The organism is Fusobacterium sp. (assembly GCF_019012925.1).
In the GTDB taxonomy this organism is placed as follows: domain Bacteria; phylum Fusobacteriota; class Fusobacteriia; order Fusobacteriales; family Fusobacteriaceae; genus Fusobacterium_A.
Window position 1 is genome coordinate 1 of sequence record NZ_JAGIRL010000014.1, and the last position, 26,753, is coordinate 26,753.

Here is a 26,753-nt window from a genome sequence, read left to right on the forward strand (position 1 = left end):
TATATACTATACCTCTATATCTTATATTAGTTGATAAGCTTCTATCTCTTTCTAAACCTCTTATGAAATAAAAATTGTCATTAGGTATCTGTTTTTTTATTGAATCTAGCACTAATTTATTATTAGTGCTTGTACAGCCCACTAAAGTAATTCCTAATAGCAATAATAGTATTATCTTCTTCATAGCCCCTCCAAATATCATTTTAACAAAATAGCTGTTGTTGCAATATAAATAATATCTCCACTTTGAACTTTAATAGGTGCATTCCCTATTTTAATTTTTCTATTATCACTATATCTCTTTAATCCTGTTCCATTTCTTGAACCTAAATCTTCCAAGTACCAACCATTATCAGTTCTATTTAAAATAGCATGTTGTTTACTAATTAATGCTGAATAAGCTGTTGTTGTTAAGTCTACATCTACTCTAATTCTTGAAGTTTTTCCTATTATTAAAGAATTTTGTTTACCTATTGCCCAAGTTCTAATATCATATCCACTCTCATTTTTTAAAATTAAGTGAGTTATATTATTTTTTTGAATCTCTGTCTTATCTTCGATACTTTTTATAATTCTTGAATCTCTTACTGCTTGAGATTTTTCATATAGTTCTAGATCTTTTTTCAATCGCCAATTAGAATAAAATAGATCTATTATCAATAATGCCATTATAAAAATTGATATAATAGTTAATATATCTTGTGAAAAATTATAATAATAAGCTATTGAAAAACATCCTATAGTTATAATAAACCAAAAAATATAGTTATTTCTTTTTTCACGTGTTTCATGTTTTAATAACTCTCTTTTTTGATATTTTCTAATCTCTCTTTTTAACTTTAATTCTTTAAGAAATCTCATTTTTTCTTCCTCCCTTGAAAAAAGAATGCTTCAAACATATTATTTGTTTGCTCTTTTATTTTTGCTCCTGATTTATCTTTTTCTTTATTTTTTTCTGGGTCAAAAAAATCTCCAAATATATTTCCTTTAGTTAAATTTTCATAAATTTCTTGAAAGTTTTGGGATTTTCCTGTAAAAGTATTTGATGTTGATTTTTTATCACTGTACATAGTTTTTTTAAAACTATTATTTTTTCTTAATAATTGTTCATCATACTCTTTTCGTTTAGAATCATCACTCAGAATAGAATAAGCATCGTTTATATCTCTAAATAATTTTTCCGCTTTTTGCTTTTCTCCTTCTGAAGCTGTTGCAAATCTATCTGGATGATATTTTTTAGCACACTCTCTATATCTCTTTTTTATTTCATCTTTAGTAGCAGTGCTACTTACTCCTAATATTTCATATAAATTCTTATTTTGCATAATTATCATAACCTCTATTCTACTATCATTTTATTTTTAGTTACTATCCTAGATTTCTTTACTTTTCTACTTTCTCTCATTGTTAAATAAATTTTTTCTAAGTATTTATATAACTCTTCATTTGTAGCTCTAGAAGAATCTAGATCTAATTTTTTATAAATATATAAATTTAATGCTTCTCTAGTTACTTGAGAACTCAATACAGTTAAACTAAAAATATCATCAATTAGTTCCGTTTCTTTATCTTCATTTATTTTTTTTATAAATAGTTGTAATAATTGTTTAGATAATAAAACCCCACTTTCACTACTTTGTGGTTTTGCTATCTCTGAAATTATATTATACTCCTTATCCAATTTTATAAAAGAATCTGTATTTCTGATTTCTGCTCCTTCACGTCTCCTGATTTTCCCAAGTTCAATTTCATTTTCCTCTAATTTTTCATTCTTATCTAGATATATCTCACTTTTATATTCTAAATATTTTTCCAATTCAACAACTTTAGAGTTATGAAATTTTATTTTTATAATATAATCTCCATCTTCTATGGGAATTTCTAGTTTTAATTTTTCTCCTATTCTATAATAAAAATCATAAAACTTTATTATTCCAGGATTTATTACAATAAAATTATCCTCTGCATACAATTCAATTCCTGTTATTATTCCTTGTACATGATTATTATATGCTAAAGAATAAAATTCATATGGTACAATTCGTAAACTATCTAAAATTTCTTTATCTAATATATGTCCTCTTTTAAATAAAGGAACTTTATTTTTAAAGACTATACTCTTCATTCTCCTTCCTCCTTCTCCAACTCTTTATACTTAAAACATTATTATTCTAATTATAAAGAGTTGGAGAGATTGTCTCTCTCCAACCTTTACTTTTTTTAACTATTCTTCAGTAGCGTATCCACCTTCCATAGTTACATCCTCAGTTTTTTCTTTCTTTTGTTTAAAAACAGCATAGAATTCTCCTACTCCGCCTTTATCGTTATAATTTTCTTGATAATCAACTACAAATGCATTTGGTAGATGAATATTTCTTACAACAACACTTCCTGAAATTACTTCTAATACTAAATCTCTGTAAGCATCTGACTTTTCTGCTGATACTAAAGACCATTTTGCTAACTTTCTAGTATCGTCTGCTTCCTCTCCATTTACAGGTGTTATAATCTTTCCTTTTACTGTAATTATAACTCCTAAATCTGTAGCTCTTGCATCTGAATCATCTGGTGTGTCTGATTTGTAAGAAGCCTCTAAAATGTTATCCATTCCTAAAGCTATCTCTTCCTCTCCTTTAATATTTAATCTAAATCCCATAACTGATTCCTCCTTTTTTATTTTTAACAGTAATGCTACTGTTATTAACTATTAATTTTTAGTAATTTCAAGAGTAAGATTTTTAACATCTCCATTAAAAATTATATGAAGTAAACAACTGTTACCATCTATTACCATTGATAAATCATCACCTGGTTGTAAAATAGCATTAACATTTCCATTCTCTTTACTCTTCAACCATTTATTCTTCTGACTATTAGGATTAGTACTAAAGAAATCTTTAACTTTATCTTCTTTAAAATCAGTAGATAAATATCTTAATATTCTTTCTATGTATGTAGAAGTAACAGTTTTATAAATTGGTTCAAATGTTCCTTCCTCGTTAGTATCTAATGTTCTTGCTTTATAGACTGTTATATTGTTAATAACTTGTCCATTATACTGAACATTATCTGATGAAAATACAAATCCAAAGTTATTACGATTTATACTATCTTTAGTTGCAGTAGTATATCCTGTTATTTCCTTACTCATTGTTGTTACTATTTGGAAAGCGTTATCTCTATCCTCTATATTTATTCTTACTCCAGGCTCGTTTGGATCAACTTTCTTAAATCTTTTTCTCAAATACTCTGGACATTGATATGCAGCAGTTATTCCCGCAGCTACATAAGCCCCTTCGATATATATTCCCTCTATCCAGAATTTGATTAACTCTTCTTTTTCAAATTCTGGTAATCCAGATTCAGATATTTTCATTTTATGATCCAATATTACAGCTGATTTCTCTCTGGGAACAACCGTAAAACTTGGTAATGCTGGTACTAAGTACTCACTCGTTCCTTTTTTATATTGTAAATTTTTAGTTTTATCAATATATTTCATAACTCCAGTTGTTGCTAAATTATTAAATGTTGTCTCTTCAGAACCTATCATACTAAAGAAAGTTAATATTCTATATTTAGACAATATTGACATCAGCAATCCTAGATTTTCTAATGTATTATAATTTACTTTTTCTGCCTTATTAGTACCTTTAAATCTTTGTCTTATATTCTTATTATTAACTTGCTCTTCAAGATTAATACTTGGTACTATTCCAAACCATACAGTATTTTCAAAATCATTCTTTTGGTTTACTGTATTTAAATAAAGTTCAAGAGCTTGTTTATTTTCTCCTTTTAGTAACATCTCTAATTTAATATTTGTTATTAAAAGAGAAGGCTTCATTCCAGATAGTTCTTTATCATATTGCTCAAAGAATACTTTTACTCCTAAAATTTTCTCCATCAGTGGTTTTAATGTTTTTATAAAATCTTCTTGAGCATCTTTATAAAAAGCTAAGTATTGATTATAATTTGCAACTTCTTGTTCTACATCAATATCCTCTAAAGTTACTGGCAAAGGAACAAACGTTCTTACAACTAAATTTTTAATATATTCATTTTTTTCTTCACTGACTGCATCATAATCCTCTTCAAAACATTCTGCTAAAGCCTCACTATTTTTATTTGTTGTTATAGCTAATGCAGTACTCTCCTCCTTCGCTTTTTCAATAATTTTTAATTCCCCTTTATCTGACATAGTCAGCATTCCAATTTTTATTTCTTCAGATTTTCCATTTGAGTCACTACTCCCAATCATAATTCTAGTTTTTATATCCTCAATTGCCAAAGGAACCATTCCTAAAATATTATTATAATTCTTACTTGCTTTATCTATAAGAACATTCAATTTATCTCCATACTCAAGTTTTGTAGGATCTTCATCTTCTAATGCCTCATATTTATCATATGTATAAGCTATCTCTTTTCTTTGTTGTTTTATGTCATCCATAACTTTTTTAGGCGAAATAAAATTTAGTATATTTGCAAAATCAAAATCCACATTTTTACTTCCATTTATACGTTTACTTTCTAATAGAGTAGATAACATTTTAAAAAATGTATTATCAACAGTTATTGGAATTTCTGTAATTGCATTTTCAGGTATTCCTTGAGGTTTTTCTAAACTATAAGCTATTTTTTGACTTGCTGCATTAAAAAAACTATAAATTTTAGGTTCAAACTTCTCCAAAAACTCTGGGAAGCTTTTTACTAATAAATGCTCATGAATCTCTCTTATCTTTTCATCATCTAGACTACTAACATTATTTCCACTTCCTACTAACGTTAATAAATCAAGCTTTTCACCATTGAACTCTTCAAAAAGAATTGTTCTATTTGTTTGTTCAAAAATATTTTTTGCCATACTATCTTCCTCCTAATTATAAATTAAAACCTAACTTTTTATCTTTAGTAAGTTATATTTTCTGCTCCTATTATAATTTATTCCAATTATATTCGTCAAGTATTTTTTAAAATTTTTATTCTCTTTACAATCATAAAGTTTGTTTTTCATATATAAAAAAAAATAAGAGAACATTTTATAAAATAATGAATTTTTAATTTTAATTTTATTTTTTTTATAAAAAAATAATTCAGACACTATAATTTTAATTGAAAATACTTTTTTATAAAATCAATATTTCTATTTTTTAATATACTCTTTTTATCAATAAAAAACCTCTCTGATATTAATCAATTATGCACATAATTAATTAATAATCAAGAGAGGTTTTTCTTCTTAATTATTCATATAATAATATTTTTTAAATTTTTCAACTTTTCTTTTTATTCTTTGTATGCAATTATCTATTTTTTTAGGATCCTCTGATAATCTTTCTGCTATATCCTTATAACTATATCCTCTAAATAGAAAGAATACTACTCTTCTCTCCATTCTTGTTAGGTTTTTTAATAAGAAATTATGTAATAAACTTATCAATTCCTTACTTATAATGATATCTTCTGGTGAATAAAAATCAATTGATTTTTCAAAATTTTTATTTTTAGAAATCTTACTTTCATCTTCTTCAACAGCACTATTCAATCCCTGATTTCCCATATTATTTGATTTTCTTATAGCAGTAAATATCTGTCTCTTTATACACAGATGAGCAAAAACATCAAAATTATCACACTTTTTCTTGTCAAAATACTTAATTGCCTTCAATAGTCCTATGTATCCTTCCTGTTTTAAATCCTCTCTGTCACCCCCATTTAAGTAAAATAACTTACTGCTCCTAGATATATAATCTTTATAATTCATAAGAATTTTCTCTATAGCCTCATTATTACCAACTTTAGCTAATCTTATCTCATCTTCTCCCATTTTAATTTCCTCCAAAACATCTATACTATTAGCATATCAAAATCTGTCAAAAATATTTTCATGTAATAGTATTTTAAATTTAAAGTAAGCTCCTTTTTGATACTTTTCATCTTCATAGAAATCTCTGTCGGCAAATCCAGAAAAATTATACCCCACAGCCAATCTAAATGTATCATCTAATTTATAGCCTACCTCTGCTCCTAAGCCATAATATTTTCCATTAGAGTTATCCATTAAAAATGCCGAATTTATTCCGAAGTCAATCTTATCAGTAATAAGGGTTAACCAACCAATATCAACTCCTCCTCTAATATATCTATTATGGGCAATATCATTTCTATCAACTGCATATTTTCCATTTAATGATAGTGTAAATATATTCTTAGCGTTTACTTGATAGTTTTGAGTATAGTATAGAATATGAGCTTGGTGAGTATACTCTGCATACTCCAATTGATCATCATAGACCATTTCATATTTTAAAAGCGAGTTATATATATCTCTACTATCTCTGTAGGCTAATCCTAACATCAATCTATCTCTAACTACATTTTGATCAAGATCCTTTACAAAATATCTATTTTTTATTGCAAAAGACAAATCCCTATTAATTTTTTCACCATAGCTATTTTTCAATAGCAGGGATACAACCTTATTACTATCACTTAAATCTATACTATTAACACTAGTTCTATTTGCTTCCTTATACGAGTAGCCCAGTAATAAATTGGTTGTTCTTGGAGTTGGATTAGATTCTATTCCTTCAACTCTTTCAAATACAGCACTCAATTTTAATTTTTCCTTGTACTCGTAATTAGCTTTAAATCCAAAAGCAAGCTCTTTATCCTTAGTTTCATTATTGTTCTCTCTATACTCTATAAATGGTTTTAAATACTTATTATTTCCATACTCCACTCCTAAGAGTTTAGAATATGAACTATTGTACCTTCCAATTATATTTGTATTTTCAATAGTATTTATAAAATCATATTTTCCATAAAATTTTAACTTTTTATCACTTTCATACTCACTTGCAATGGACAATCTTTTTCTACTATGATTAACCATATCTTGTTCATACTCATAATAGGTGTTAAAATTAGTATATTTTAGTGATTTCCAACTATATTTAATTCCTAAAGTCCTTAACTCCTCTTTCTCCTCTTTTGATAGTAAAGAGTATTTTCCTCCAACTGTGATAGATTTATTTGAAGCTATGTTTCTCTTATAGTCTACAACTACCTCCTCTGAAACCTTCTCTTCACTCTTATCCTTATATTTAAATCCTTCTACTGATATTTCACTCTTATCATCTATCACATAATCACTATTTACCAATAGTAATCTAGCATTATTTTTTACTAAACTATTTGGATTTTCAAAATTTTCATCACTATCATAGTAAGTAAGTTTTGTTTTTAAACCATTAGTCGTATTAGTATAGTTTATTAAAGTTGCTTTTCCATTTTTGTTTTCTAAAGAACTTTCTCCCATTTCTAAATTTAATTTTCCAAATTTCTCTTTATCTAATATTAAGTTTACACTCTTGATTTCATATAGATTTTTAGGATGTTTATCTCTAAAGTAACTACCTCCAACCTTTACAAAATCATTTATGTTGTAAGTTAACCTACCTCCATATAGATAATACTTATCATTTGAAGTACTCTCTACATCATAACTCACTCTTATATAGATAAGATTTCCATTTTTATCCTCTTTTGGAATAATAGTATTAAAGTATAGTACTCCTACATCATAATCTAAGGTGTACTCTGGTGGTTGAACAATATTTAGAGGAACATTTAAATTATTTCTCTTATAAACTACTATCTCTATCTTTTCAGATCCCTCTACAATTGATCTATTTTTTAAATAGTATGGTCCCGAACTATTCTGTCCTTGAAACTCTTCCTGTTCGTATGTCTCATTAGTCTCAGAAATAAATCCCTCTATATCTATTTTATCATTTTTATAGTTAAATTTGTACCCCGTTAAGCTACGAGAATAATTTCCAATATCAAAATCCTCTCCAGACCAGTCAACTGTATAGTCACCATAGAGGTGTTTTACATTGTCATTTTCTATCAATAAATATAATCTTGATTTAGATTGTGCTTCATAACCTTTTATTGAGTCATCACCTGTCAATAGATAAAAATTCTCTTTTTTCATATTCTGAAAGAAAATATCTTCATCATCTTTAGTATTATCATAACTCATCACAAAATCATAGTTATCCAATAAATTTCCCTTTGAAAAAATAGCTGTTCTATATGAGAAATTTAAATTTTCATTATCTCCTCTACTATTTAAATCTTCCTGTAAAAAATTAACACTTTTCTGCTTAAATCCAAATCGACCTTCGATCACTCCTGTTAAAAATGTCTCTTTACTGCTAACATTACCCTTTATAGCAACTTTCTTCTCTTTGTTTGCTACTTTTACTATCAAGTTTATATCTTTATTAGATTCTGTAGGTAATATTTTCAGTATCTGTTCTCCATTTTCTATTATAAACTGTATTCCGTCATCTTTACTTAAGTCTTCTGGATCAATCCAAGCTCCTGAATCATTCTCAATAGATACAAAATAAGGTTCTCTCAATAGAAGATCCTCACTATTTTTTAAAGTAAGTTTTATCTCAATAGGCTCTATTGAACTTCCAATCTCCTCTTTTTTTATTTTAGAAACCATTATTTTATCAACTTCCGAAGGATAATTTACATATATCACTCTCTCTCTTTTGATACCACCATTTTCTGAAACAACTGTTATCTTGTTTTTTTCCTGTTTCAATTTAATTCCATCATATCTATAATAAGCTAAATTATTTTTAGGGTAGCTTCCATTGATCCCTACAAATTCCTGTGGAACCTCTTCATCATTTAGATAGAGTGTAGTTTTGCTACTCATAGAGTCTTTTATAGCTACTGATATTACTTCATCAACAATATCCCCATCTTTTAAATTTAAAATCTCCAACTTATTATTAAATGTTTTTAACTCTTCCTCTAAATTCTCATCTTCTACTATTTTTTTAGGTTTTTCTTTAAGATTTTTTTCCAATAGCTCTTTTTGTTTCTCTTTTTCTAACTCTTGAATCAAGCTTGTTAAAGAGTTCATTCTATCATCAAAATATCCACTATCCTCTATGTTTCCTTTGGCTACTACTGAATCAAAGGTAAGCTCCTCTTTTTCAACAACTGTTTCCAGTTCAGTAGTTAATTTTTCCGCTATTTTTTTTCTATCTTCAATCTCAGCCAATAGCTCCTCATCAACATTTTGAATAGCAAAGTTTGCCTTATATAACTCCTCTTTATGAAGATTTATTATAATACTATCTCCCAAGGAGTTATATCTACTATCCAAAGGAATCAATTTACTTTTTTTAGGAAGAGTACTCTTATCTATACGTAAAACATGGGTATATCCCTTTTCTCCTAAAAAACTAAATTTTCCATCTCTATCAGTTATTACAAAGTGTCCATTTTCTAAGTATATTTTTACATTTGGAATACCTATATCCTCTATATCATACTCCTTATTGCTATTTTGATCACTATAAACTCTTCCAATTATTGTTCCTTTTCTCTCTATCTCCTCTTCTTCTACATAAATTATACAGGTGTTTACGTTAGAATTAATTCTTCCATAATTTCCATAATTTGCTGTTGAAAAAACTTTAAAACTGTTCTTTCCTCTTTTTATAGAGGTGTTTGTTTTTACAGAGAGTGTAATCTCACGTTTCTCCTTTCCAGCCAAACTCTTATTAAAATAGATTTCTACTCTATTCTTTTCCTGCATAACACTCTTTATTGAATCATCTTCAGATCTTATTGAATCATCTATATATATAAACCCTCTAGGTAGAGTGATTATTGTCTTAATCTCATCAATACTGTCCTCTGAAAAATTATCCAACTCAACTTTTAATTTTAAAATCTCTCCTAATTTTATCTTCTTCTTATCACTCTCTATCTTATTCAAAAACTTAAACATTTGAACTTTAGCAGAAACAGTATTTGAGGAATGTTCTATTCCAGATATCTTATAAAAACTTGTATTCTCAATAGAGATTGTTGATAATTCTTGAGCAAAACTACTTATATAAAAGTAAAAACACATACATAAAGTAATAATAATTTTTAGTTTCATAACATAGTCCTCTCACAAAATATTTTATTTGACATCTACATTAAAAAATATCGTTATCTTCTCATTTGGTGGAATTACAATATTCTCTATTTTTAAAATATCAGCTTCTAATCTATAATCAATCTCCTCAAAAAATGAGTCTCCTATCTGATATACAGGCTTTCCTCCCTCATTCAATCCCTGATCACCCTCACTCAAAATAACATTATCAGGTAATCTATCATAAATCTCATCTATAAAAAGTGGTACATCTTTAGAGATGTTTTTCAAGGTTATTCTATAATAGATCTTTTCATTAGAAGCTATTCTAATTTCATCACTTGTATATTTTCCACCCTCTTTCTTCTGCTCCTTAATAAAAATTACTTCTGTTTCCTTTAAGTTTAAAACATTGGAATTCGACACTTTATACTCTTCAACCTTTAGACTATTAAATAATAAATTTAAAGAGTATTTTTTATTTTCTATCTCATCTTTTTTCAAATATGTTCTAAAAATAATCTCTTTTGTTTCATTAGGCTGTAATAAACTTGAATCAACTATTCCATCATTATTACTATCCACTAAGTTTAAAAAAACTATCTCATTTGGAAAATTGCTATTCTTTACCATAACGTTAAAAATATCTGGACTATTCCCCATATTCTTTATAGTATTTTTAAACTCATAAATATACCTATCCTCTTCTTCTTTTATAGTAGGATTACTGTCCCCAGTCATCTCTAGTTTAGGTACATATTTATTGAAAAATACAACCTCATTTGTCTTATACTTTATACTATTTTGTGAATCTAAAACATAATAGTATTCTGCCACATTTTTTAACAGTTTTTTTTCTTCAAGAGAACTATCTACTGTAAAAGGAATGTATAACACTCCTCCAATCTCATTTATATTTTGGACAGGAACATTTTTTATATACACTTTTAATTTATTATTTATTAGAGAAACATCTATATTAGGATCATTTTTTTCAAATCCATCTATATAAAATGTCACTTCTTTCTTTTCTAAACCTTTAAAATTTTGCCACAATCCTAAATAATGGTTCAATTTAAAATTCTCATCAATATTATCCTCCAAATATATTATATCTAAGTTTTTAGATGATTCATTTAAAAATTTAAAAGTGAAAAAAAACTGCTTTTTTTCAGGATCATATATAATTTTTTTAGTTATATCAACTTTTCTTTTAGAATAAATATTCAATGTATTTTCAACTTCTCTTAAAACTTCTCTTTGAGTAACACTCTCAACCTTAAGTTTTAGTATGAGCTGATTTATCTCCAATTTATTCTTTAATTTTCCTTTGATTATGAAATTAAAAGAATTATTAATTTCAACAGTAGGAGTTTCAAATAGATCTTCTCCTATTTTTTTTAAAGGAAGCTCATTTTCATCTATGATTCCATTTTTATCACTATCAAAATATATCTGAAATCCAGAAAAAATCTCATAATTTTCTATTTTTATGAGATATGTTTCCTCTATATTTCCATAATTTCTTAGCTTATAAGGAAGATTTACTTCAGCTCCATACTCTAAATTAAGTACTGGAAAATAATTTTCTACTTCAAAAGCCACTATCTCTTTTAAATCAACTATTACATAGTTAGAAACAGCTAATATCTTTTCACCACTCTCTTTTTCATATGATAAAAATGTTTGTGTGATTATTTTCTTACTATTCTGTGTTTCTGCAAGTGAATTTTTATTCATAATCAAAGAAAATACAATGAAAAAACAACACAAAAATTTTCTCATACTACTTCCTCTCTTTTATTAAAAGATTTTAGTACAATAATATATCTCTACAGTTTCCTGTGGATCTAACTCCTCTAAATAAAGTTCAATTACACCTCCATAACCTTCCAATGGATGATCTTTTATAGGGATAATTTTACCTTTTAGCTTGTATACTGGGTATCCTTTTCCAGTTAAGCCTTTATCTCCATAAGATAGTTTACTATGTTTCCCAATAGGATTAGTTATATTCAGATTAAAAAGCTTTTCATCACTTACATTTGTAATGTCAATCTTATAGAATACAACATCTCCTCTTTTTCCAGTCAAATTTGTGAGTTGATATGGAAAATCTAATTCATTGTCATTGTTCACATCTAATCCTTGGTATCTAACTATCTCTATTTCAGAACCACTACTTCTCATAATAAAAAATTCTGGAGCATAACTCACTTTATTTTTTATCTCATCATAGTCATTTTTATAACTATATTTCAATTTATTTATGTAGATATCTTCTGGAAATTTGTCATAGTCAGGTCTTAGATGAAGAGCTAAAATACTACTTCCCTTAAGTTTTTTAGCATCTTTTGCTTCAAACTCAACTTTGCTATTTTCCAAGTTGATCTTAACTCTCTCTAGCTCTAATTTTCCCTCTTCAAAATAAACTTTTTCCTTGCTATTAAAAGAAACAAAATATGAACTTTTTTTATCAATTGTAAATTTATCCTCAAAATCATTGGTAAACTCTAATTCACTTATATCTCTATTATTTAAGTTCTTCATATCATAATATAAGATTACTGTTCCATCATCTAATCTTTCCCAATAATTTTCAATCTCAAAATCAGACCTCTCATAAACTACCCTTGCTTCTACTAAGTTAGATTCCTCTTTTATATAGATATTTGAAATTAATGCCTCATTCCCAATTTTATACCCATCTGCATAGAGTATAAATTGGAAAAAAGAGTACAGTATTACCAGTATAAGAAATTTTATTTTACTTACTCTTTCTTCTTTTAACATAATACTGTACTCCTTTCCATTAATTATTAATTAGAATTTTCTATGCCTATTCATCAACTTTTACATTGTAGTATATCTCAATATTGTCTCCTGCATTTATTACTGGTATATTTAATGTTACACTTCCAGAAGCTCCAACTTCAGGAACACCTTCTATCTCTACAAATGAACCTCCATTTGTTCTCCATACTGGTTTACCTGTCATTGTAGCACTTCCATCACCATGGAACATAGTTGTATAATCAGCAATCTTATCAGCAACTACTATATTTCTTGCACTTCCATTTCCTGTATTTTGGATAACTAATTTATAGAATATAGTATCTCCTGGGTTTACAGTTAAAGCATCCTTTGTATATTCGCTATCAGGAGTATTATCTTTATTTCCATCTACAGCTTGGTATTTTTCTATTCCTAAAGTAGCTGTTGGTATAGTATAAGTTACTGTATTAGTATTTACTGCTGGAATATCTACTATTCCATTATTATAAGAGTATGAAGCTGTATTTGAAACTACTGTTCCTGGAGCTGTACTTTCTTTAGCTTTAACTCTTAGTAATAATATACCACCTGTTGTATTTACTCCACCACCTGCTGGAGCTTGTTTTAACTTAACTGATAATACATTATTAATAACTGATACATTTATCTCATCTGAAACTACTTCATATCCTGTATCTGTTAAAGGTAATGCTTTAGATGTAGTCCAATTGAATGGAGTCCAATCAGCTACTGTTGCATCTACCTCTATATCTGATGATAAATTATCTGTTATAACTATATTTGTAGCTGGAATATTAGCATCATTTGTTATTCTAAATCTATATATAAATGAATTTGAATCATCTATATCTAAAATGCTTTTTTCAACTTTAATGTTTGCTTTTTCTGGCACTGTGTAAAGAACAGTCTCTGTATTTGCTGAAGGAACTACCTCTTTACCATTGTTATAAACATATGAAGCTGTATTTGAAATAACTGTTCCTGGGGCTACATCAGCATTAGGTTTAAATCTTATTACTAACATACCACCTTTAGTATTAGTTATTCCAGCACCTGCAGGTACTTGTTTAGCTTTAAATGTCATTACACCATTTACTATTGAAAGATCTACATCATCAGAGATAGCTTCATAACCTGTAGCTGTTAATGGTATTGACTTACTTGTAGTCCATCCAAATGGATACCATACTCCTGTTGTTAGATCTGGAGAGATGTTATTAGGAAGATTATCAGTAATTACTAAATCTTTCCCTATTACATCTGAATCATTTGTTATTTTAAATACATAAACAAATGCATCTGGAACTGCTGTATCTCCTAATGATTTTTCTACTTTTACATTAGCCACTGGTTGTTCTATATTTAAAGTGATTACACTCCAATCCACACCTGTAACTGAACCTATACTTCTAGCATAGATTCTAAATGTCTCTGTTCCAGTTATTTCTGGTTTTAAGCTTCCTACTACAAAGAATTTAAATAGATCACCATTTGCTATATCTGGAGTTAATCCTGTTATTTCAGTAGTTTCTGAAGCTTGTCTTATTCCATCTCCATTTGTATCCACTATATATTTTACTGAAGCAAATATATCTCCAACTTCCTCTACTGTTAATCTAAATTTATCTACATTTCCCATTTTATTCTCTAAAGTTTGAGGTATAACTACTTCTCTTCCTGAAGTTGCATTCATTGTTAAGTCTGAATTAAGAATTAATGCTACTCCTACATTAAATGATGAAACTGTTATTGAACTTAAATCACTTACACTTGTATCTGCTTTAGAAGTTGCTAATACTTTGAATACACTAGTTGAAGTAGCTTGTAACCATCTTCCAGTAAGTATTACATTGTATTTTTCTCCTGGATTTAACTCTGGTGTTTCAGTTACTACAACATTTTCAGAATCTTGTTTAATTCCATCTCCATTTGTATCTAAATAGAAAACAGGGTTTTCAATATAGATTCCATCCTCTATACTTAATGTATAAGTATCTTTTATATTTCCTATATTTTCAATTGTTTGAGGAATTGCAAATAATGCCTGTCTTGCAAATGTTTCACTCAAATCATTAGCTATAGTCACTGCACGTTTTACAGGTATTGTATAAGATGCTGTATTTGTATCTTTTGTAACCATAGCTCCTACTCCATTATCATATGTATAAGATGCTGTATTCGAGATAATAGTTCCTCCAAGTTCACCATCTTTTGGTCTTACTCTTAAATGTAATACACCACCTGCATCATTTCCAGTATGATTAGCTATCATATTTTTTACTTTTAAAGTTAAAACTCCATTAACTACTGAAAAATCAATATCATCTGAATTATCTTCATAACCAGTTGCAGTTATCGGAACCTCTTTACCTACACTTGAACCAACTGGGAACCATACACCCATATTCTTATCAAGAACTATATTACTTGGTAAAGTGTCTGTAAGAGTTAAATTTGTTGCAGGTGTATTTGATTCATTTGTTATTTTAAATACATAAACATATGCATCTGGAATTGCTGTTTCTCCTATACTTTTTACTATTTTAACATTTGCATATGATTTTATAGTAAACTCATTTGTATTCCATACAACTATATCTTCATCATCTAAAATTCTAGCATGAACAATATATTTCTCAACTGTATTTGCCACTGCACCTGTTGGAACTTGTCCAGTAACAATTAGAGATATACTCTCTTCTGCTTTTACTATTGGTGTCATAGTTGATTCTGGAATTGCTGTAGTCTCATTGTCCTCTAAGACTCCATTTCCATTCTCATCAATAATGAAAGCTAAATCAACTAAATCATCACCATTAGCTAGATAAACTGAAATACTTGTATCTATATTACTAGCATTTGTTATCTTAACAGGAAAGGCTATTCTCTCTCCTGGAAAGGCTGATGATATAATACTAGGTGATATAGTTACTGCCTTAACTGGATTTACAGTTACTGTAACAATATTTGACAAAACAACTTGCTCTTTATTAGTTGTGTCCATAAATGTTAATGTTGCTTGAGTTCCTATAGTTATATTTGCTGGAGCTGGAGCAGCTTGTACATTCAATCCTCCAAAAATTAAAAATATAAACAATATCATTCGATAAAAATACTTAGCCATAAATTCACTCTCCTTAAAAAAATTTTAAAGAAAGACAATTTTAGTTAACAGAAACACCAAATTTAAAAGTTCTCTCTTCATTTGGTTTCATGCTATCAACTGTCCATCTAATAGATTTATACATCGAATCAGCAACAGGTCTTCCGTCACTACCCAAATAAGGATATTTTTTATAATCTTTACCATCTGTTGATACAGAGTAAGAATCACTTGGTGAAATATAAGTTGGAATCAATGTTGTGTATTCTGGTATCGGAATACTTGGCATTATATTCTTCACAACTCCCTCATCATCATTTTTTACTTTAAGAGTATAAATTAGTGTATCTCCAGGATTGACATCTTTTGCTTGAATTAGTGTCATTTTTCCTGAATTCATCTCCATTTTTTCAGCTGTTAAATTAAAGTCTACTTTAGCATATGCACATACTAAATTAAGTAACAAAATGAACATCAAACATATCTTTCTCATAAAAACCTCCTATTAAAAATTTGATATTAATCTACTATCCCCCTTTCATTAAATTTTTTTACTCCGAATATTTATACTCTATATTTAAATAATACTAAAATTTTGTTAATTTCCTTTTTATTTTTTCTTTTTTTGTCAAAAAATTGTCACAAATATAAAAAAAGCACCAATTTTAAAGCTGTTTTAACTTTAATTTCAGTGCCTTTTCAAATTATTTTTGTATCTATTTTAATTTATTTTTATTAATCTAATCCTAGAATCTTTCCTTTAGTATAATAACCTGATACTATCAACTCTCCAGTGTTACTATAAGCCCTCCATCTACCATCTCTTATACCTTCTCTATATTCTACATCATAGAGGATTTTCCCCTCTTCATCAAAGTACTTCCAAAGTCCGTCTCTTAAACCATCTTTAACAATTCCAGAGCATAAAATCTCTCCATTCTTATGGTATAGTGCTACACTAACCATCTTCTCTCCATCAAGAAATATATTTTGTGCATCAAGTCTTCCAGTTTCATCATACATCTCCCAAAATCCCACTCTAATGTCACTTTTATAATTCCCTGTTAATTTTAATTTTCCATTTGGATAGTAATATAGTTGTTCTCCCTCTAATTTCCCCTTACTATAATTTTCTATTGCAGATATCTTTTTAGTATTTTCATCATAAAAATACCATTCCCTATCTCTCTCTCCATTTTTAAAATATCCTTTTACAGAGAGAGTTCCATCCTCAAAATAACTAAAAACCTTTCCATCTCTTACCCCATTAACAAGAGTGATATCGTTTTCTATTCTCCCATTTTTATGATGCGTTATTTCATGTGTTATTTTAGCATTTATATTGCTACAACCAATGATAAAAAAAGATAAAACTATAACTAAATATTGCATAAGTTGCCTCCTAGATAAATCTGAGTATATTCTACTATAATTTTTAAATATCTTCAAGAATTTTATCGTTGCTTAAAAAATGAAAATAATTTATAATTCTATATATACAATAAACATATTTTATATTATAATGTAATATGTTACAGTTAAATTAATTAATGGAGGCAAAACAGTGAAATTAACTCTTAGAGAGAAAGAAAAACTTTTAATCGTAGTTGCTGCTGAGGTAGCTAGAAGAAGAAAAAATAAGGGATTGAAATTGAACTATCCAGAAGCTATTGCTCTAATAACAGATGAGCTTATGGAAGGAGCTAGAGAGGGAAAGAGTGTTGAGGAACTTATGAGTTTTGGTAGAACCATCCTTACAAGAGATGATGTAATGGAGGGAGTTCCTGAAATGATAGAAACAGTTCAAGTAGAGGCAACTTTTCCTGATGGAACAAAACTTGTCAGTGTAAAAGATCCAATTGAATAGGGGGAAATAATGAGACCGGGAGAGTATATTTTAAAAAAAGATAAGATTGTATGTAATGCTTCAAAAGAAGCTATTACTCTAAGAGTAACAAATAGAGGAGACAGAGCTATCCAAATAGGATCTCACTTTCATTTTTATGAAGTAAATCCTATTCTTGAATTTGATAGAGCTAAAGCTTATGGTAAAAGATTGGATATTGCCGCTGGTACAGCAGTAAGATTTGAACCTGGAGATGAAAAAGAGGTAAACCTTATTGATATTGGTGGAAATAGAAAAGTTTACGGATTAAATGATAAAATCAACGGAACTTTAGATTAGGAGGAAATAATGAGTTTTGAAATTGGAAGAAAGCAATACGCTTCTATGTATGGTCCAACTACTGGTGATAGTATAAGACTTGCAGATACAGAGTTGTTTATAAGAATAGAGAAAGATTTTACAACTTATGGTGATGAGTGTAAATTCGGTGGTGGAAAATCTTTAAGAGCTGGAATGGGACTTAATCCAGTAGAAAAAAGAGATAATGAAAAAGTTGTTGATACAATAATTACAAATGCAGTTATCCTTGACTACACAGGAATTTATAAAGCTGATATTGGGATAAAAGATGGAAAAATTAAGTTCATTGGAAAAGGTGGAAACCCTGATATGATGGATAATGTAGATTTTATCGTATCAGCTAGTACAGAAGTTATTGCAGGAGAGGGTACAATAGTAACAGCTGGAGGAATTGATACTCACGTTCACTACATCACTCCTGAAATAGTAGAAACAGCTTTGAGTGGAGGACTTACTACTCTAATAGGTGGTGGAACAGGACCTGCTGAAGGAACAAAAGCTGTAACTACTACTCCTGGAGCTTGGCATATTCATAGAATGCTTGAGTCAGCTGAAGGTTTCCCTATCAACTTTGGATTTTTTGGAAAGGGAAGTGGAGCTGTAGAGGGACCAAATGAGGAGCAAATAGAAGCTGGAGCTATTGGATTAAAAGTACATGAAGATTGGGGAGCAACAAGATCTGCTATAGATAATGCATTAAAATGTGCTGATAAATATGATGTACAGGTAGCTCTTCACTCTGACACACTTAATGAATTCGGATTTGTAGAGGATACAATAGATGCTATTAAAGATAGAGTTATTCATACTTTCCATACAGAGGGAGCTGGTGGAGGTCACGCTCCTGACATTGTGAGAATGGCATCATTTAACAATGTTTTACCTGCATCAACTAACCCTACAAAACCATTTACTGTAAATACTATTGCTGAACACTTAGATATGCTTATGGTTTGTCATCACTTAGATCCAAAAGTGCCTGAAGATCTAGCTTTTGCTGACTCAAGAATAAGAGAACAAACTATAGCAGCTGAGGATATTTTACAAGATATTGGAGCTTTGAGTATAATGAGTTCAGATGCTTTAGCTATGGGAAGAATCGGTGAAGTTGTAATGAGAACTTGGCAGACAGCTCACAAAATGAAATTACAAAGAGGAGTATTAGAGGGAGATGAGGAGTACTCTGATAACAACAGAGCCAAGAGATATATAGCTAAATACACTATTAATCCTGCTTTAGCACATGGTATTTCTGAGTATGTTGGATCGATAGAAGTTGGTAAATTTGCTGATTTAGTTATATGGGAACCTGCATTCTTTGGAGTAAAACCTAAGATGGTTGTTAAGTGTGGAATGGTTGCTCAAGCTGTAGTTGGAGATGCTAATGCTACAATTCCAACTCCTGAACCAATGATGATGAGAGCTCAATTCGGAGCTTATGGAAAAGCTACTGCATCTACATCTATCACTTTCGTTTCAACTTATGCTTTTGAAGATAGAATAAAAGAGAAGTTAGGATTAAATAAGATAGTTTTACCAGTTAGAGGACACAGAACTCTAACTAAGAAGGATATGAAATTGAATAATGTAACTCCAGATATAACTGTTGATCCACAAACTTATGATGTAAGAGTTAATGGAGAACTTATTACTTGTGAACCATTAAAAGAGTTACCAATGGCACAAAAATATTTCTTATTCTAGTTTTTATATAAAGGAGAACAGATGATATTAGATAAAATTTTAGGAAATATTAAAGATTTGGATATGCACCATGATGAGTGTGAACATCACCACCATGATGAGCATCACATACATATAGAGAGAATATATCTAGAGAGTGATGAGCTTTTAAAGAGAGTTTTAAGAGTTACGTCTGATCATGGAAATGAGTATGGTATCTCACTTCCTAAAGGGAGTGAAATGAGAGATGGGGATATTCTTTTTAATGATGGACACAATATGGTAATCATCTCTGTAAAAGAAGATGATGTACTTGTAATAACTCCCAGAGATATAAATGAGATGGGAGAGGTTGCTCATAATCTTGGAAATAAACATCTACCTGTACAGATAGAAGATGGAAAAATTATAATCCAATATGATTATTTAGTAGAAAAATTCTTAATGGATATAAAAGTTCAATTTGAAAGAAAAAATATGAAGTTAAAGCAGGCATTTAGACATGTTGACCACAGCCACTAATATGAGATTTTTAAGCATCTTACAAATTTGTGATTCAAATTTCCCTGTTGGTTCTTTTAATCACTCTTTTGGAATGGAAACCTATCTGAGAGATGGACAGATATGTGATAGTCAAACTCTTAAACTTTGGTTAAACTCATATTTAGAACATCAATTTATCTATTCTGATGGATTTGCTATCAGACTTGTATATGAGTATTTAAAGGATAATCAACTTGATCAGATTTGGCAATTAGATAGAATGCTAACAGTTCAAAATAGTGCAAAAGAGAGTAGAGATGGAGCTAAACTTGTTGGTCAAAGAATGATAAAAACTTATTTAGAACTATATGATATTCCTTTATTGAGGGAGTATGAAAAGAGAATCAAAGGGAAATTGTCATTTGGTAGTCCTAGCATAGCTACAGCTATTTTAATGTATAATCTAGAGATCTCTATGGAGGAAGCTTTAACATACTATATGTATAGTACAGTTTCAACTTTAATCCAAAATGGAGTGAGAGCAATTCCGTTGGGACAAAAAGATGGACTTTTAATAATGAAAGAATTTTTTGAGATTTTTGAAAATTTAGTAGAAAAAATAAAAAAATTAGACTTTGATGATTTTGGACTAACAGTACCAGGATTAGAAATTTCACAAATAAATCACGAAGGTTTAATATTTAGACTTTTTATGTCTTAATGAATAGAAGGGAGATAGAATGGAACCAGTTATAATAGGTGTTGGTGGACCAGTCGGTTCAGGAAAAACACTTCTTATTGAAAGAGTTACTAGAGTAATGGCAAAAGATTATAAGATTGCTGTTATTACAAACGATATATATACAAAAGAAGACGCAATGTTTATGGTAAAAAACTCTGTTTTACCTGAGGATAGAATAATCGGAGTAGAGACAGGTGGTTGTCCTCATACAGCTATAAGAGAGGACGCTTCTATGAACTTTGCAGCAATAGATGAATTAAAAAGTAGATTTGACGATTTAGATATAATATTTTTAGAAAGTGGTGGAGATAACCTAGCTGCTACTTTTAGTCCTGATCTAGTTGATTTTTCAATCTATATCATTGACGTGGCACAAGGGGAAAAAATCCCTAGAAAAGCTGGTCAAGGAATGATAAAAAGTGATATGTTCATTATAAATAAAATAGATTTAGCACCATATGTGGGAGCTAATCTTGATGTAATGAGAGAGGATACAAAAGTATTTAGAAAAGAAAAGGATTTTATCTTTACAAACTTAAAAACTGATGAAGGTGTTAACAGTGTTATTCAATGGATAAAATCTAACTGTCTTTTAGAGGGGTTAAAATAAGATGAGAGAAAAAATCACAGTAGATGATTTAAGACAAAATAATCTTGCTGGTTATACCGAACTCATTTTAAAAAGATTTCCTAGAAGAACAGGGGCTAGTAAAAGCTATACTGTAGGAGCTGCAAAAGTATCTCCAGCTATATATTTAGATAGTGATGAGATACCTTGCTACTACTTAATACAATTAGGTGGTGGATATATTGAAGGAGAATACTATGAGAATCAGATCAAACTCTTGAAAGATAGTCATACTATCCTCACTACACAAGCTCCTAATAAAGTATATAAGAGTGAGAATGATATTCCTTCTAAACAGTATACCAAAATTGAACTTGAAGAGAATAGTAATTTAGAATTTATCAACGATAGTGTAATCTTATACAAAGATGCTATCTATGAACAAAAAACAGAGATTTTTTTAGAGGAAAATAGTACACTTATATACTCTGATGGTATTACTGCTGGTTGGTCTCCAGATGGTAAACTTTTTCAATACACAAGTGCTAAAATGAAAACTGACATCTACTTACAGGGTGAACCTATCTATTTAGATAATTTAAAAATAGTTCCTCAAAACTATGATGTTCAGAGTTTTGGTGTTTTAGAAGGATATAAAAACTTTGGAACAATGCTTGTAATAAGTAGTAAGGTTGATAAAGAGTTGGTTAAAAAGATAAAAGAATTGACCAAAAATTTGAATTTAGATGTTAAATTTGGAATATCTCTTCTTGAAAAAAATGGATTTGTTGTCAGAATTCTTGGAAATCTTACTCAAGACATTCAAAAAGTCATTGGAACTATCCATAATTTTATAAGAGATGAATTTTTTCAACTAGAAAGTTTAGATTTAAGAAAATATTAGAACTTATACAGTATTGAATAGGAGATAATAAAGGAGAATAGATGAATTTAAAAAAGATATTTTTAGGATTTTTAATATCAATTTCAAGCTTTGCATATAATAACGTAAACTATATATTTGATGATGGTGTCTATAAAAAAGAGATCACAGTTACTAAAGCTCCTAAAAGAGCTGTAACCCTAGCACAATTTATGACAGAAACACTTTTAGCTCTAGGTTTAGAAGATAGAATGATTGGAACAGCTCTTCTGAATGAGGAGATACTTCCTGAATATAGAGAGGCTTATAACAAAATTCCTGAACTTCAAATGGGAGAGGGGCACTCTATTTCAAAAGAGTCTTTTATTGCCACTGATCCAGACTTTGTAACAGGTTGGGAGCAATCAATTACTGAAGAAGCTACTGGTTCATTAGATGAATTAGAAGAGAGAGGAATAGTCCCATTTATTTCTAGTGGTTTAGCTCCTGATGCTACTATTGAAAGTGTTTACTCTGATTTCATCCTACTTGGAAATATATTTGAAGTGCCTGAAAGAGCTAAATCTATTGTAGATAAGATGAAAAAAGAGGTAGCAACAATAACAGAAAAAACAAAAAATATAAAAAGTAAGCCTAGAGTATTAATCTATGACTCTGGAGAGGGTGAAGCCTTTGTAGGTGGTTCAGGACTTCCTAATGATCTTATCTCTCTAGCTGGTGGAGATAATATATTTAAAGATTTAGGACAAGATTATACAACAGTATCTTTTGAAAGTATTGCTGAAAAAAATCCTGAAATAATAGTGGTAACAGAGTATTATTCTGGTATAACTGGAGATGAAAAGATCAAATTCTTAAAAAATCACCCTGGATTAAAAGATATAGATGCTATTAAAAATGATAGAATATATAAGATAGGTCTAATTGATCTTGCTCCAGGTATAAGAAATTCTAAGAGTGTAGAAAAGCTATATCATATGTTTTATGGAAATGAGAAGTAATGTTAAAAAAGAAGAGTAGTTATTTATTTATATTAATTACACTAAGTTGCCTACTTATTTTTAGTATAATCTTAGGTATCTCATTTGGAAGTAGCTACATTCCAGTAGAAACAGTCTACCACTTCTTAATAAATAAAATTTTTAACTCTGAAATTTTTGCTGTAGATTGGAAAAAGAATATTGAGTCTATAATTTGGGAGATAAGAGTTCCTAGAGTTTTACTCTCTGCTATCAGTGGTTCAGGTCTTGCTATTTGTGGTGTACTTATGCAGTGTATTACAAAAAATCCAATTGCTGATCCCTATATTTTAGGTATCTCATCTGGAGCTTCCTCTGGGGCTGTAGCTGTTATCATTTTAGGTGGTAGTAGTATGGGATTTCTTAGTATTACCAGTGGAGCTTTTACTGGAGCTCTACTCTGTGGTATTCTAGTTTTTATTATAGGTACTCAATATGGAAAAAATATCTCAACTGTTAGATTAATTTTAACTGGTTTGGCTGTTTCAACCATATTCTCTTCCATAACAAATATTTTAGTTTACTCTGCTAAAAACTCTAATCAAGTTAGATCTGCTGTGTTTTGGAGTATGGGTAGCTTGGGAAGAGCTCGTTGGGGAGAGATATCTATCCCTTTTATAGCTTTGATGTCCATACTTTTAATCTCCATACTTCTTGCAAAATCCCTTGATATTCTATTGTTGGGAGATAATACAGCTAAGATGATGGGAATGGAAGTTGGAAAAATAAAAACTATTATAATTTTAAGCTCTACTCTCCTTATCTCAATATTGGTAGCTATGACAGGTTCAATTGGGTTTATAGGACTTATAGTTCCACATATTTGTAGATATTTTTGTGGAAGTAGTCATAAAAGACTTTTACTATGTTCATTTTTAACAGGAGGAATATTTTTAATAATCTGTGATACAATTGCTCGGACTATGTTTCCTCCTAGAGATATTCCTATAGGAATAATTACCTCTATAATTGGAGGTCCATTTTTTCTATTTATGATAGGGAAAAATAGATACTCTTTTGGTGGTGAAAAATAGTGCTAGAAATAAAAAATTTATCTTATAAAACAAAGGGAAAACTGATCTTAGATAATCTTACTCTAAAATTTCCAAATAAAAAATTTATAGGAATAATAGGTCCCAATGGTGCTGGGAAATCAACTCTATTAAAAAATATCTATGGTGTTCTTTCCCCCAGTTCAGGTAGCATTTTGATCGAAGGGCAAGATATAAAAAAAATTAGTAAGAGAGATCGAGCTAAAAAAATAGCAGTTCTAGCCCAAGAAGATAGTAGTCAATTTGATTTTACAATAGAACAGATAGTGGAAATGGGTAGGTATCCATATAAAAATATCTTTGAATCCTATTCACAAGAGGATAGGGATATTGCAATTAAAATGTTAGAAAGAACAGGGATGAAAAAACATATTGGAAGATATTTTAAAGATCTCAGTGGTGGAGAGAAACAAAGGGTATTAATAGCTAGGGCCTTGGCACAAAACACACCTATTTTAATACTGGATGAACCTACCAACCACTTGGATATAGGCTTTCAATTACAACTTCTACATATGATAAAACATCTGGATATAACAGTTATCTCTGCCTTACATGATCTCAATTTGGCAGCTATTTTTTGTGATTATATCTTTGTGATGAAAGATGGTAAAGTAGTAGATGAAGGTATTCCTGAAGATATTCTAACCAAAAGTAATTTAAAAACTATTTTTGGTATTGATTCTTATATTGGAAAAAATCCCGTAAATGGTAAAATACAGATCTCTTATATGACAAGCCACTACCATATTGATGGAGTGGGCTTAGATCATTCACATAAAGATAAATTTACAGGGATTCATTCACATATTGTTAAATAATTTTTCATATTATTTATAATAAACTTCATAAAAAAATTGCCAAATTCAACTCTAATATGTTATAATTAGTAAAGTAATTTTTTAAATTACATATGTAAGATAAGATGAGAAGAAAATCAAGGAGGACTTATAGTGGATAGACTAAAAGGTAAAGTTGCTCTAGTTACTGGTAGTGCTAGAGGTATAGGAAGAGCAATAGTTGAAAAATTTGCAGGAGAGGGAGCTTTAATGGTAATCTCTTGTGATATGGGCCCTGCTGAATATGCTCAAGAAAATGTTAGACACGAAATTTTAAATGTTACAGATAGAGATTCTATAAAGGATTTTGTTAAAAAAATCGTAGCTGAATATGGTAAGATTGATATTCTTGTTAACAATGCTGGAATTACTAAAGATAACTTCTTAATAAGAATGTCTGAGGACCAATGGGATGCTGTTATTGATGTTAACCTAAAAGGTGTGTTCAATATGACTCAAGCAGTAGCACCTGTAATGACAAAAAATAAAGCTGGTTCTATAATTACTCTATCTTCTGTTGTAGGTGTTTATGGAAACGCTTGTCAAACTAACTATGCTGCTACTAAGGGTGGAGTAATATCTATGAGTAAATCTTGGGCAAAAGAGTTAACTAGAAAGGGAGCTCAAGTGAGAGCTAACTGTATAGCTCCTGGATTTATTTCAAGTGCTATGACAGATGCCCTACCTGAAGATGTAGTGGCTAAAATGTTAGAGAGAACTCCATTAGGTAGATTAGGAAGTGTTGATGATATAGCTAATGCAGCTCTTTTCTTAGCAAGTGATGAATCTTCATATATAACTGGTCAAGTTATAGAAGTAACTGGTGGAATGACACTATAATCATTAAAATTTGAGAAACTATCAGATCTTGATAGTTTCTTTTTTTATATATTTTAGCTTAATAATATGCTATAATATATAAAATGGGGTGATACTATGATAAAATATGACAATCTTTTTTATATATTAAATGGTGGAGATACTTATAGATTTAATAAGAAACTATTAGCTATATTAGGAGTAGAGCTTTGTTCTCTAGTTACCTATCTAATAGAAAAATCTCTGAGCAGAGAGGAAAAAGATGAGCTTACAGAAGATGGGTATTTCAATTTAACTTAACGAGCAAGAAGTCGCCCACCTCTATAGGTGGTGCTATGAATTGCTCTATTGCTTTTTAGAAGATAAAGTGATATAACATAATCAGTAGATATATAAAAATAGGAGTGAAAGCAGAGGAACAAGGACAAAAGAATAAATAATTTTGAAGGAGATAGACTAATGAAACAGCTAAAAGCATATAAATTTAGAATTTATCCAAGCGAAGAACAAAAGATATTTTTTAGTAAAACTTTTGGTTGTGTTCGTCTTGTCTATAATCTTATGCTAAATGATAGACTTAAAGCATATGAGGA

General features: G+C 29.3%; 26 protein-coding genes. 13 read left to right on the top strand and 13 right to left on the bottom strand.

The window, feature by feature from the left end:
* From QZ286_RS02105 to QZ286_RS02165, 13 genes are all read right to left on the bottom strand, one after another.
* Nucleotides 1-184 (bottom strand): hypothetical protein (locus QZ286_RS02105; protein ID WP_291255325.1); only part of this gene is annotated, 184 nt, incomplete at its 3' end.
* A 14-nt stretch (nucleotides 185-198) separates the two neighbouring features.
* A complete protein-coding gene (locus QZ286_RS02110) occupies nucleotides 199-861 on the bottom strand; it encodes an FHA domain-containing protein (protein ID WP_291255326.1) in 663 nt (220 codons plus the stop codon).
* A complete protein-coding gene (locus QZ286_RS02115) occupies nucleotides 858-1,325 on the bottom strand; it encodes a DnaJ domain-containing protein (RefSeq protein WP_291255327.1) in 468 nt (155 codons plus the stop codon). The genes QZ286_RS02110 and QZ286_RS02115 overlap by 4 nt, the downstream gene beginning before the upstream one ends.
* 14 nt (nucleotides 1,326-1,339) lie before the next feature.
* The gene (locus QZ286_RS02120) at nucleotides 1,340-2,125 is read right to left on the bottom strand and encodes a hypothetical protein (RefSeq protein WP_291255328.1); all 786 of its coding nucleotides are present in this window, start codon (nucleotides 2,123-2,125) and stop codon (nucleotides 1,340-1,342) included.
* A 99-nt stretch (nucleotides 2,126-2,224) separates the two neighbouring features.
* Nucleotides 2,225-2,656 carry a membrane-associated protease 1 gene (locus tag QZ286_RS02125; RefSeq protein ID WP_291255329.1) on the bottom strand — a complete coding sequence of 144 codons (432 nt, stop codon included), beginning with the start codon at nucleotides 2,654-2,656 and terminating at the stop codon, nucleotides 2,225-2,227.
* Nucleotides 2,657-2,707: 51 nt separating this feature from the next.
* A complete protein-coding gene (locus QZ286_RS02130; protein WP_291255330.1) occupies nucleotides 2,708-4,867 on the bottom strand; it encodes a transcriptional regulator in 2,160 nt (719 codons plus the stop codon).
* A 375-nt stretch (nucleotides 4,868-5,242) separates the two neighbouring features.
* A complete protein-coding gene (locus QZ286_RS02135; protein WP_291255331.1) occupies nucleotides 5,243-5,830 on the bottom strand; it encodes a sigma-70 family RNA polymerase sigma factor in 588 nt (195 codons plus the stop codon).
* 36 nt (nucleotides 5,831-5,866) lie between these two features.
* Nucleotides 5,867-9,988 carry a hypothetical protein gene (locus QZ286_RS02140; protein ID WP_291255332.1) on the bottom strand — a complete coding sequence of 1,374 codons (4,122 nt, stop codon included), beginning with the start codon at nucleotides 9,986-9,988 and terminating at the stop codon, nucleotides 5,867-5,869.
* Between the two features lie 24 nt (nucleotides 9,989-10,012).
* The gene (locus tag QZ286_RS02145; protein WP_291255333.1) at nucleotides 10,013-11,752 is read right to left on the bottom strand and encodes a hypothetical protein; all 1,740 of its coding nucleotides are present in this window, start codon (nucleotides 11,750-11,752) and stop codon (nucleotides 10,013-10,015) included.
* Nucleotides 11,753-11,770: 18 nt separating this feature from the next.
* The gene (locus QZ286_RS02150; protein ID WP_291255334.1) at nucleotides 11,771-12,760 is read right to left on the bottom strand and encodes a hypothetical protein; all 990 of its coding nucleotides are present in this window, start codon (nucleotides 12,758-12,760) and stop codon (nucleotides 11,771-11,773) included.
* A 46-nt stretch (nucleotides 12,761-12,806) separates the two neighbouring features.
* Nucleotides 12,807-15,887 carry a hypothetical protein gene (locus tag QZ286_RS02155; RefSeq protein ID WP_291255335.1) on the bottom strand — a complete coding sequence of 1,027 codons (3,081 nt, stop codon included), beginning with the start codon at nucleotides 15,885-15,887 and terminating at the stop codon, nucleotides 12,807-12,809.
* A 40-nt stretch (nucleotides 15,888-15,927) separates the two neighbouring features.
* Entirely contained in the window at nucleotides 15,928-16,359 is a 432-nt protein-coding gene (locus QZ286_RS02160) for a hypothetical protein (protein ID WP_291255336.1), read from the bottom strand.
* Nucleotides 16,360-16,601: 242 nt separating this feature from the next.
* Nucleotides 16,602-17,258 (bottom strand): toxin-antitoxin system YwqK family antitoxin, encoded by a 657-nt coding sequence (locus QZ286_RS02165; protein ID WP_291255337.1) that lies wholly within the window; start codon nucleotides 17,256-17,258, stop codon nucleotides 16,602-16,604.
* A 172-nt stretch (nucleotides 17,259-17,430) separates the two neighbouring features.
* Between QZ286_RS02165 and QZ286_RS02170 the strand changes: the two genes are divergently transcribed.
* The 13 genes from QZ286_RS02170 to QZ286_RS02230 form a co-directional block, all read left to right on the top strand.
* Nucleotides 17,431-17,733 carry an urease subunit gamma gene (locus tag QZ286_RS02170; protein ID WP_235236526.1) on the top strand — a complete coding sequence of 101 codons (303 nt, stop codon included), beginning with the start codon at nucleotides 17,431-17,433 and terminating at the stop codon, nucleotides 17,731-17,733.
* Nucleotides 17,734-17,742: 9 nt separating this feature from the next.
* Nucleotides 17,743-18,051 (top strand): urease subunit beta, encoded by a 309-nt coding sequence (locus tag QZ286_RS02175; protein WP_291255338.1) that lies wholly within the window; start codon nucleotides 17,743-17,745, stop codon nucleotides 18,049-18,051.
* A gap of 9 nt (nucleotides 18,052-18,060) precedes the next feature.
* On the top strand, nucleotides 18,061-19,776 hold the full coding sequence (ureC, locus tag QZ286_RS02180) for an urease subunit alpha (RefSeq protein WP_291255339.1): 1,716 nt from the start codon (nucleotides 18,061-18,063) through the stop codon (nucleotides 19,774-19,776).
* A 21-nt stretch (nucleotides 19,777-19,797) separates the two neighbouring features.
* Nucleotides 19,798-20,277 (top strand): urease accessory protein UreE, encoded by a 480-nt coding sequence (locus tag QZ286_RS02185; RefSeq protein WP_291255340.1) that lies wholly within the window; start codon nucleotides 19,798-19,800, stop codon nucleotides 20,275-20,277.
* A 1-nt stretch (nucleotide 20,278) separates the two neighbouring features.
* Nucleotides 20,279-20,959 (top strand): urease accessory protein UreF, encoded by a 681-nt coding sequence (locus QZ286_RS02190; RefSeq protein WP_291255341.1) that lies wholly within the window; start codon nucleotides 20,279-20,281, stop codon nucleotides 20,957-20,959.
* Between the two features lie 19 nt (nucleotides 20,960-20,978).
* Entirely contained in the window at nucleotides 20,979-21,590 is a 612-nt protein-coding gene (gene ureG / locus QZ286_RS02195) for an urease accessory protein UreG (RefSeq protein WP_291255342.1), read from the top strand.
* A 1-nt stretch (nucleotide 21,591) separates the two neighbouring features.
* Nucleotides 21,592-22,452: an urease accessory protein UreD gene (locus tag QZ286_RS02200; protein WP_291255343.1), complete on the top strand. Its 861-nt coding sequence runs from the start codon at nucleotides 21,592-21,594 to the stop codon at nucleotides 22,450-22,452.
* Between the two features lie 41 nt (nucleotides 22,453-22,493).
* Nucleotides 22,494-23,432: an ABC transporter substrate-binding protein gene (locus tag QZ286_RS02205; protein WP_291255344.1), complete on the top strand. Its 939-nt coding sequence runs from the start codon at nucleotides 22,494-22,496 to the stop codon at nucleotides 23,430-23,432.
* Nucleotides 23,432-24,484, top strand: a complete 1,053-nt coding sequence (locus tag QZ286_RS02210; protein WP_291255345.1) for an iron ABC transporter permease — start codon at nucleotides 23,432-23,434, stop codon at nucleotides 24,482-24,484. Before QZ286_RS02205 ends, QZ286_RS02210 begins: the two co-directional genes overlap by 1 nt.
* The gene (locus QZ286_RS02215) at nucleotides 24,484-25,323 is read left to right on the top strand and encodes an ABC transporter ATP-binding protein (RefSeq protein ID WP_291255346.1); all 840 of its coding nucleotides are present in this window, start codon (nucleotides 24,484-24,486) and stop codon (nucleotides 25,321-25,323) included. The genes QZ286_RS02210 and QZ286_RS02215 overlap by 1 nt, the downstream gene beginning before the upstream one ends.
* Before the next feature lie 132 nt (nucleotides 25,324-25,455).
* Nucleotides 25,456-26,181, top strand: coding sequence for a 3-oxoacyl-[acyl-carrier-protein] reductase (fabG, locus tag QZ286_RS02220; RefSeq protein WP_291255347.1), 726 nt, complete (start codon nucleotides 25,456-25,458; stop codon nucleotides 26,179-26,181).
* Between the two features lie 96 nt (nucleotides 26,182-26,277).
* The gene (locus QZ286_RS02225; RefSeq protein ID WP_291255348.1) at nucleotides 26,278-26,460 is read left to right on the top strand and encodes a hypothetical protein; all 183 of its coding nucleotides are present in this window, start codon (nucleotides 26,278-26,280) and stop codon (nucleotides 26,458-26,460) included.
* Between the two features lie 159 nt (nucleotides 26,461-26,619).
* Nucleotides 26,620-26,753 (top strand): helix-turn-helix domain-containing protein (locus tag QZ286_RS02230; RefSeq protein WP_291255349.1); only part of this gene is annotated, 134 nt, incomplete at its 3' end.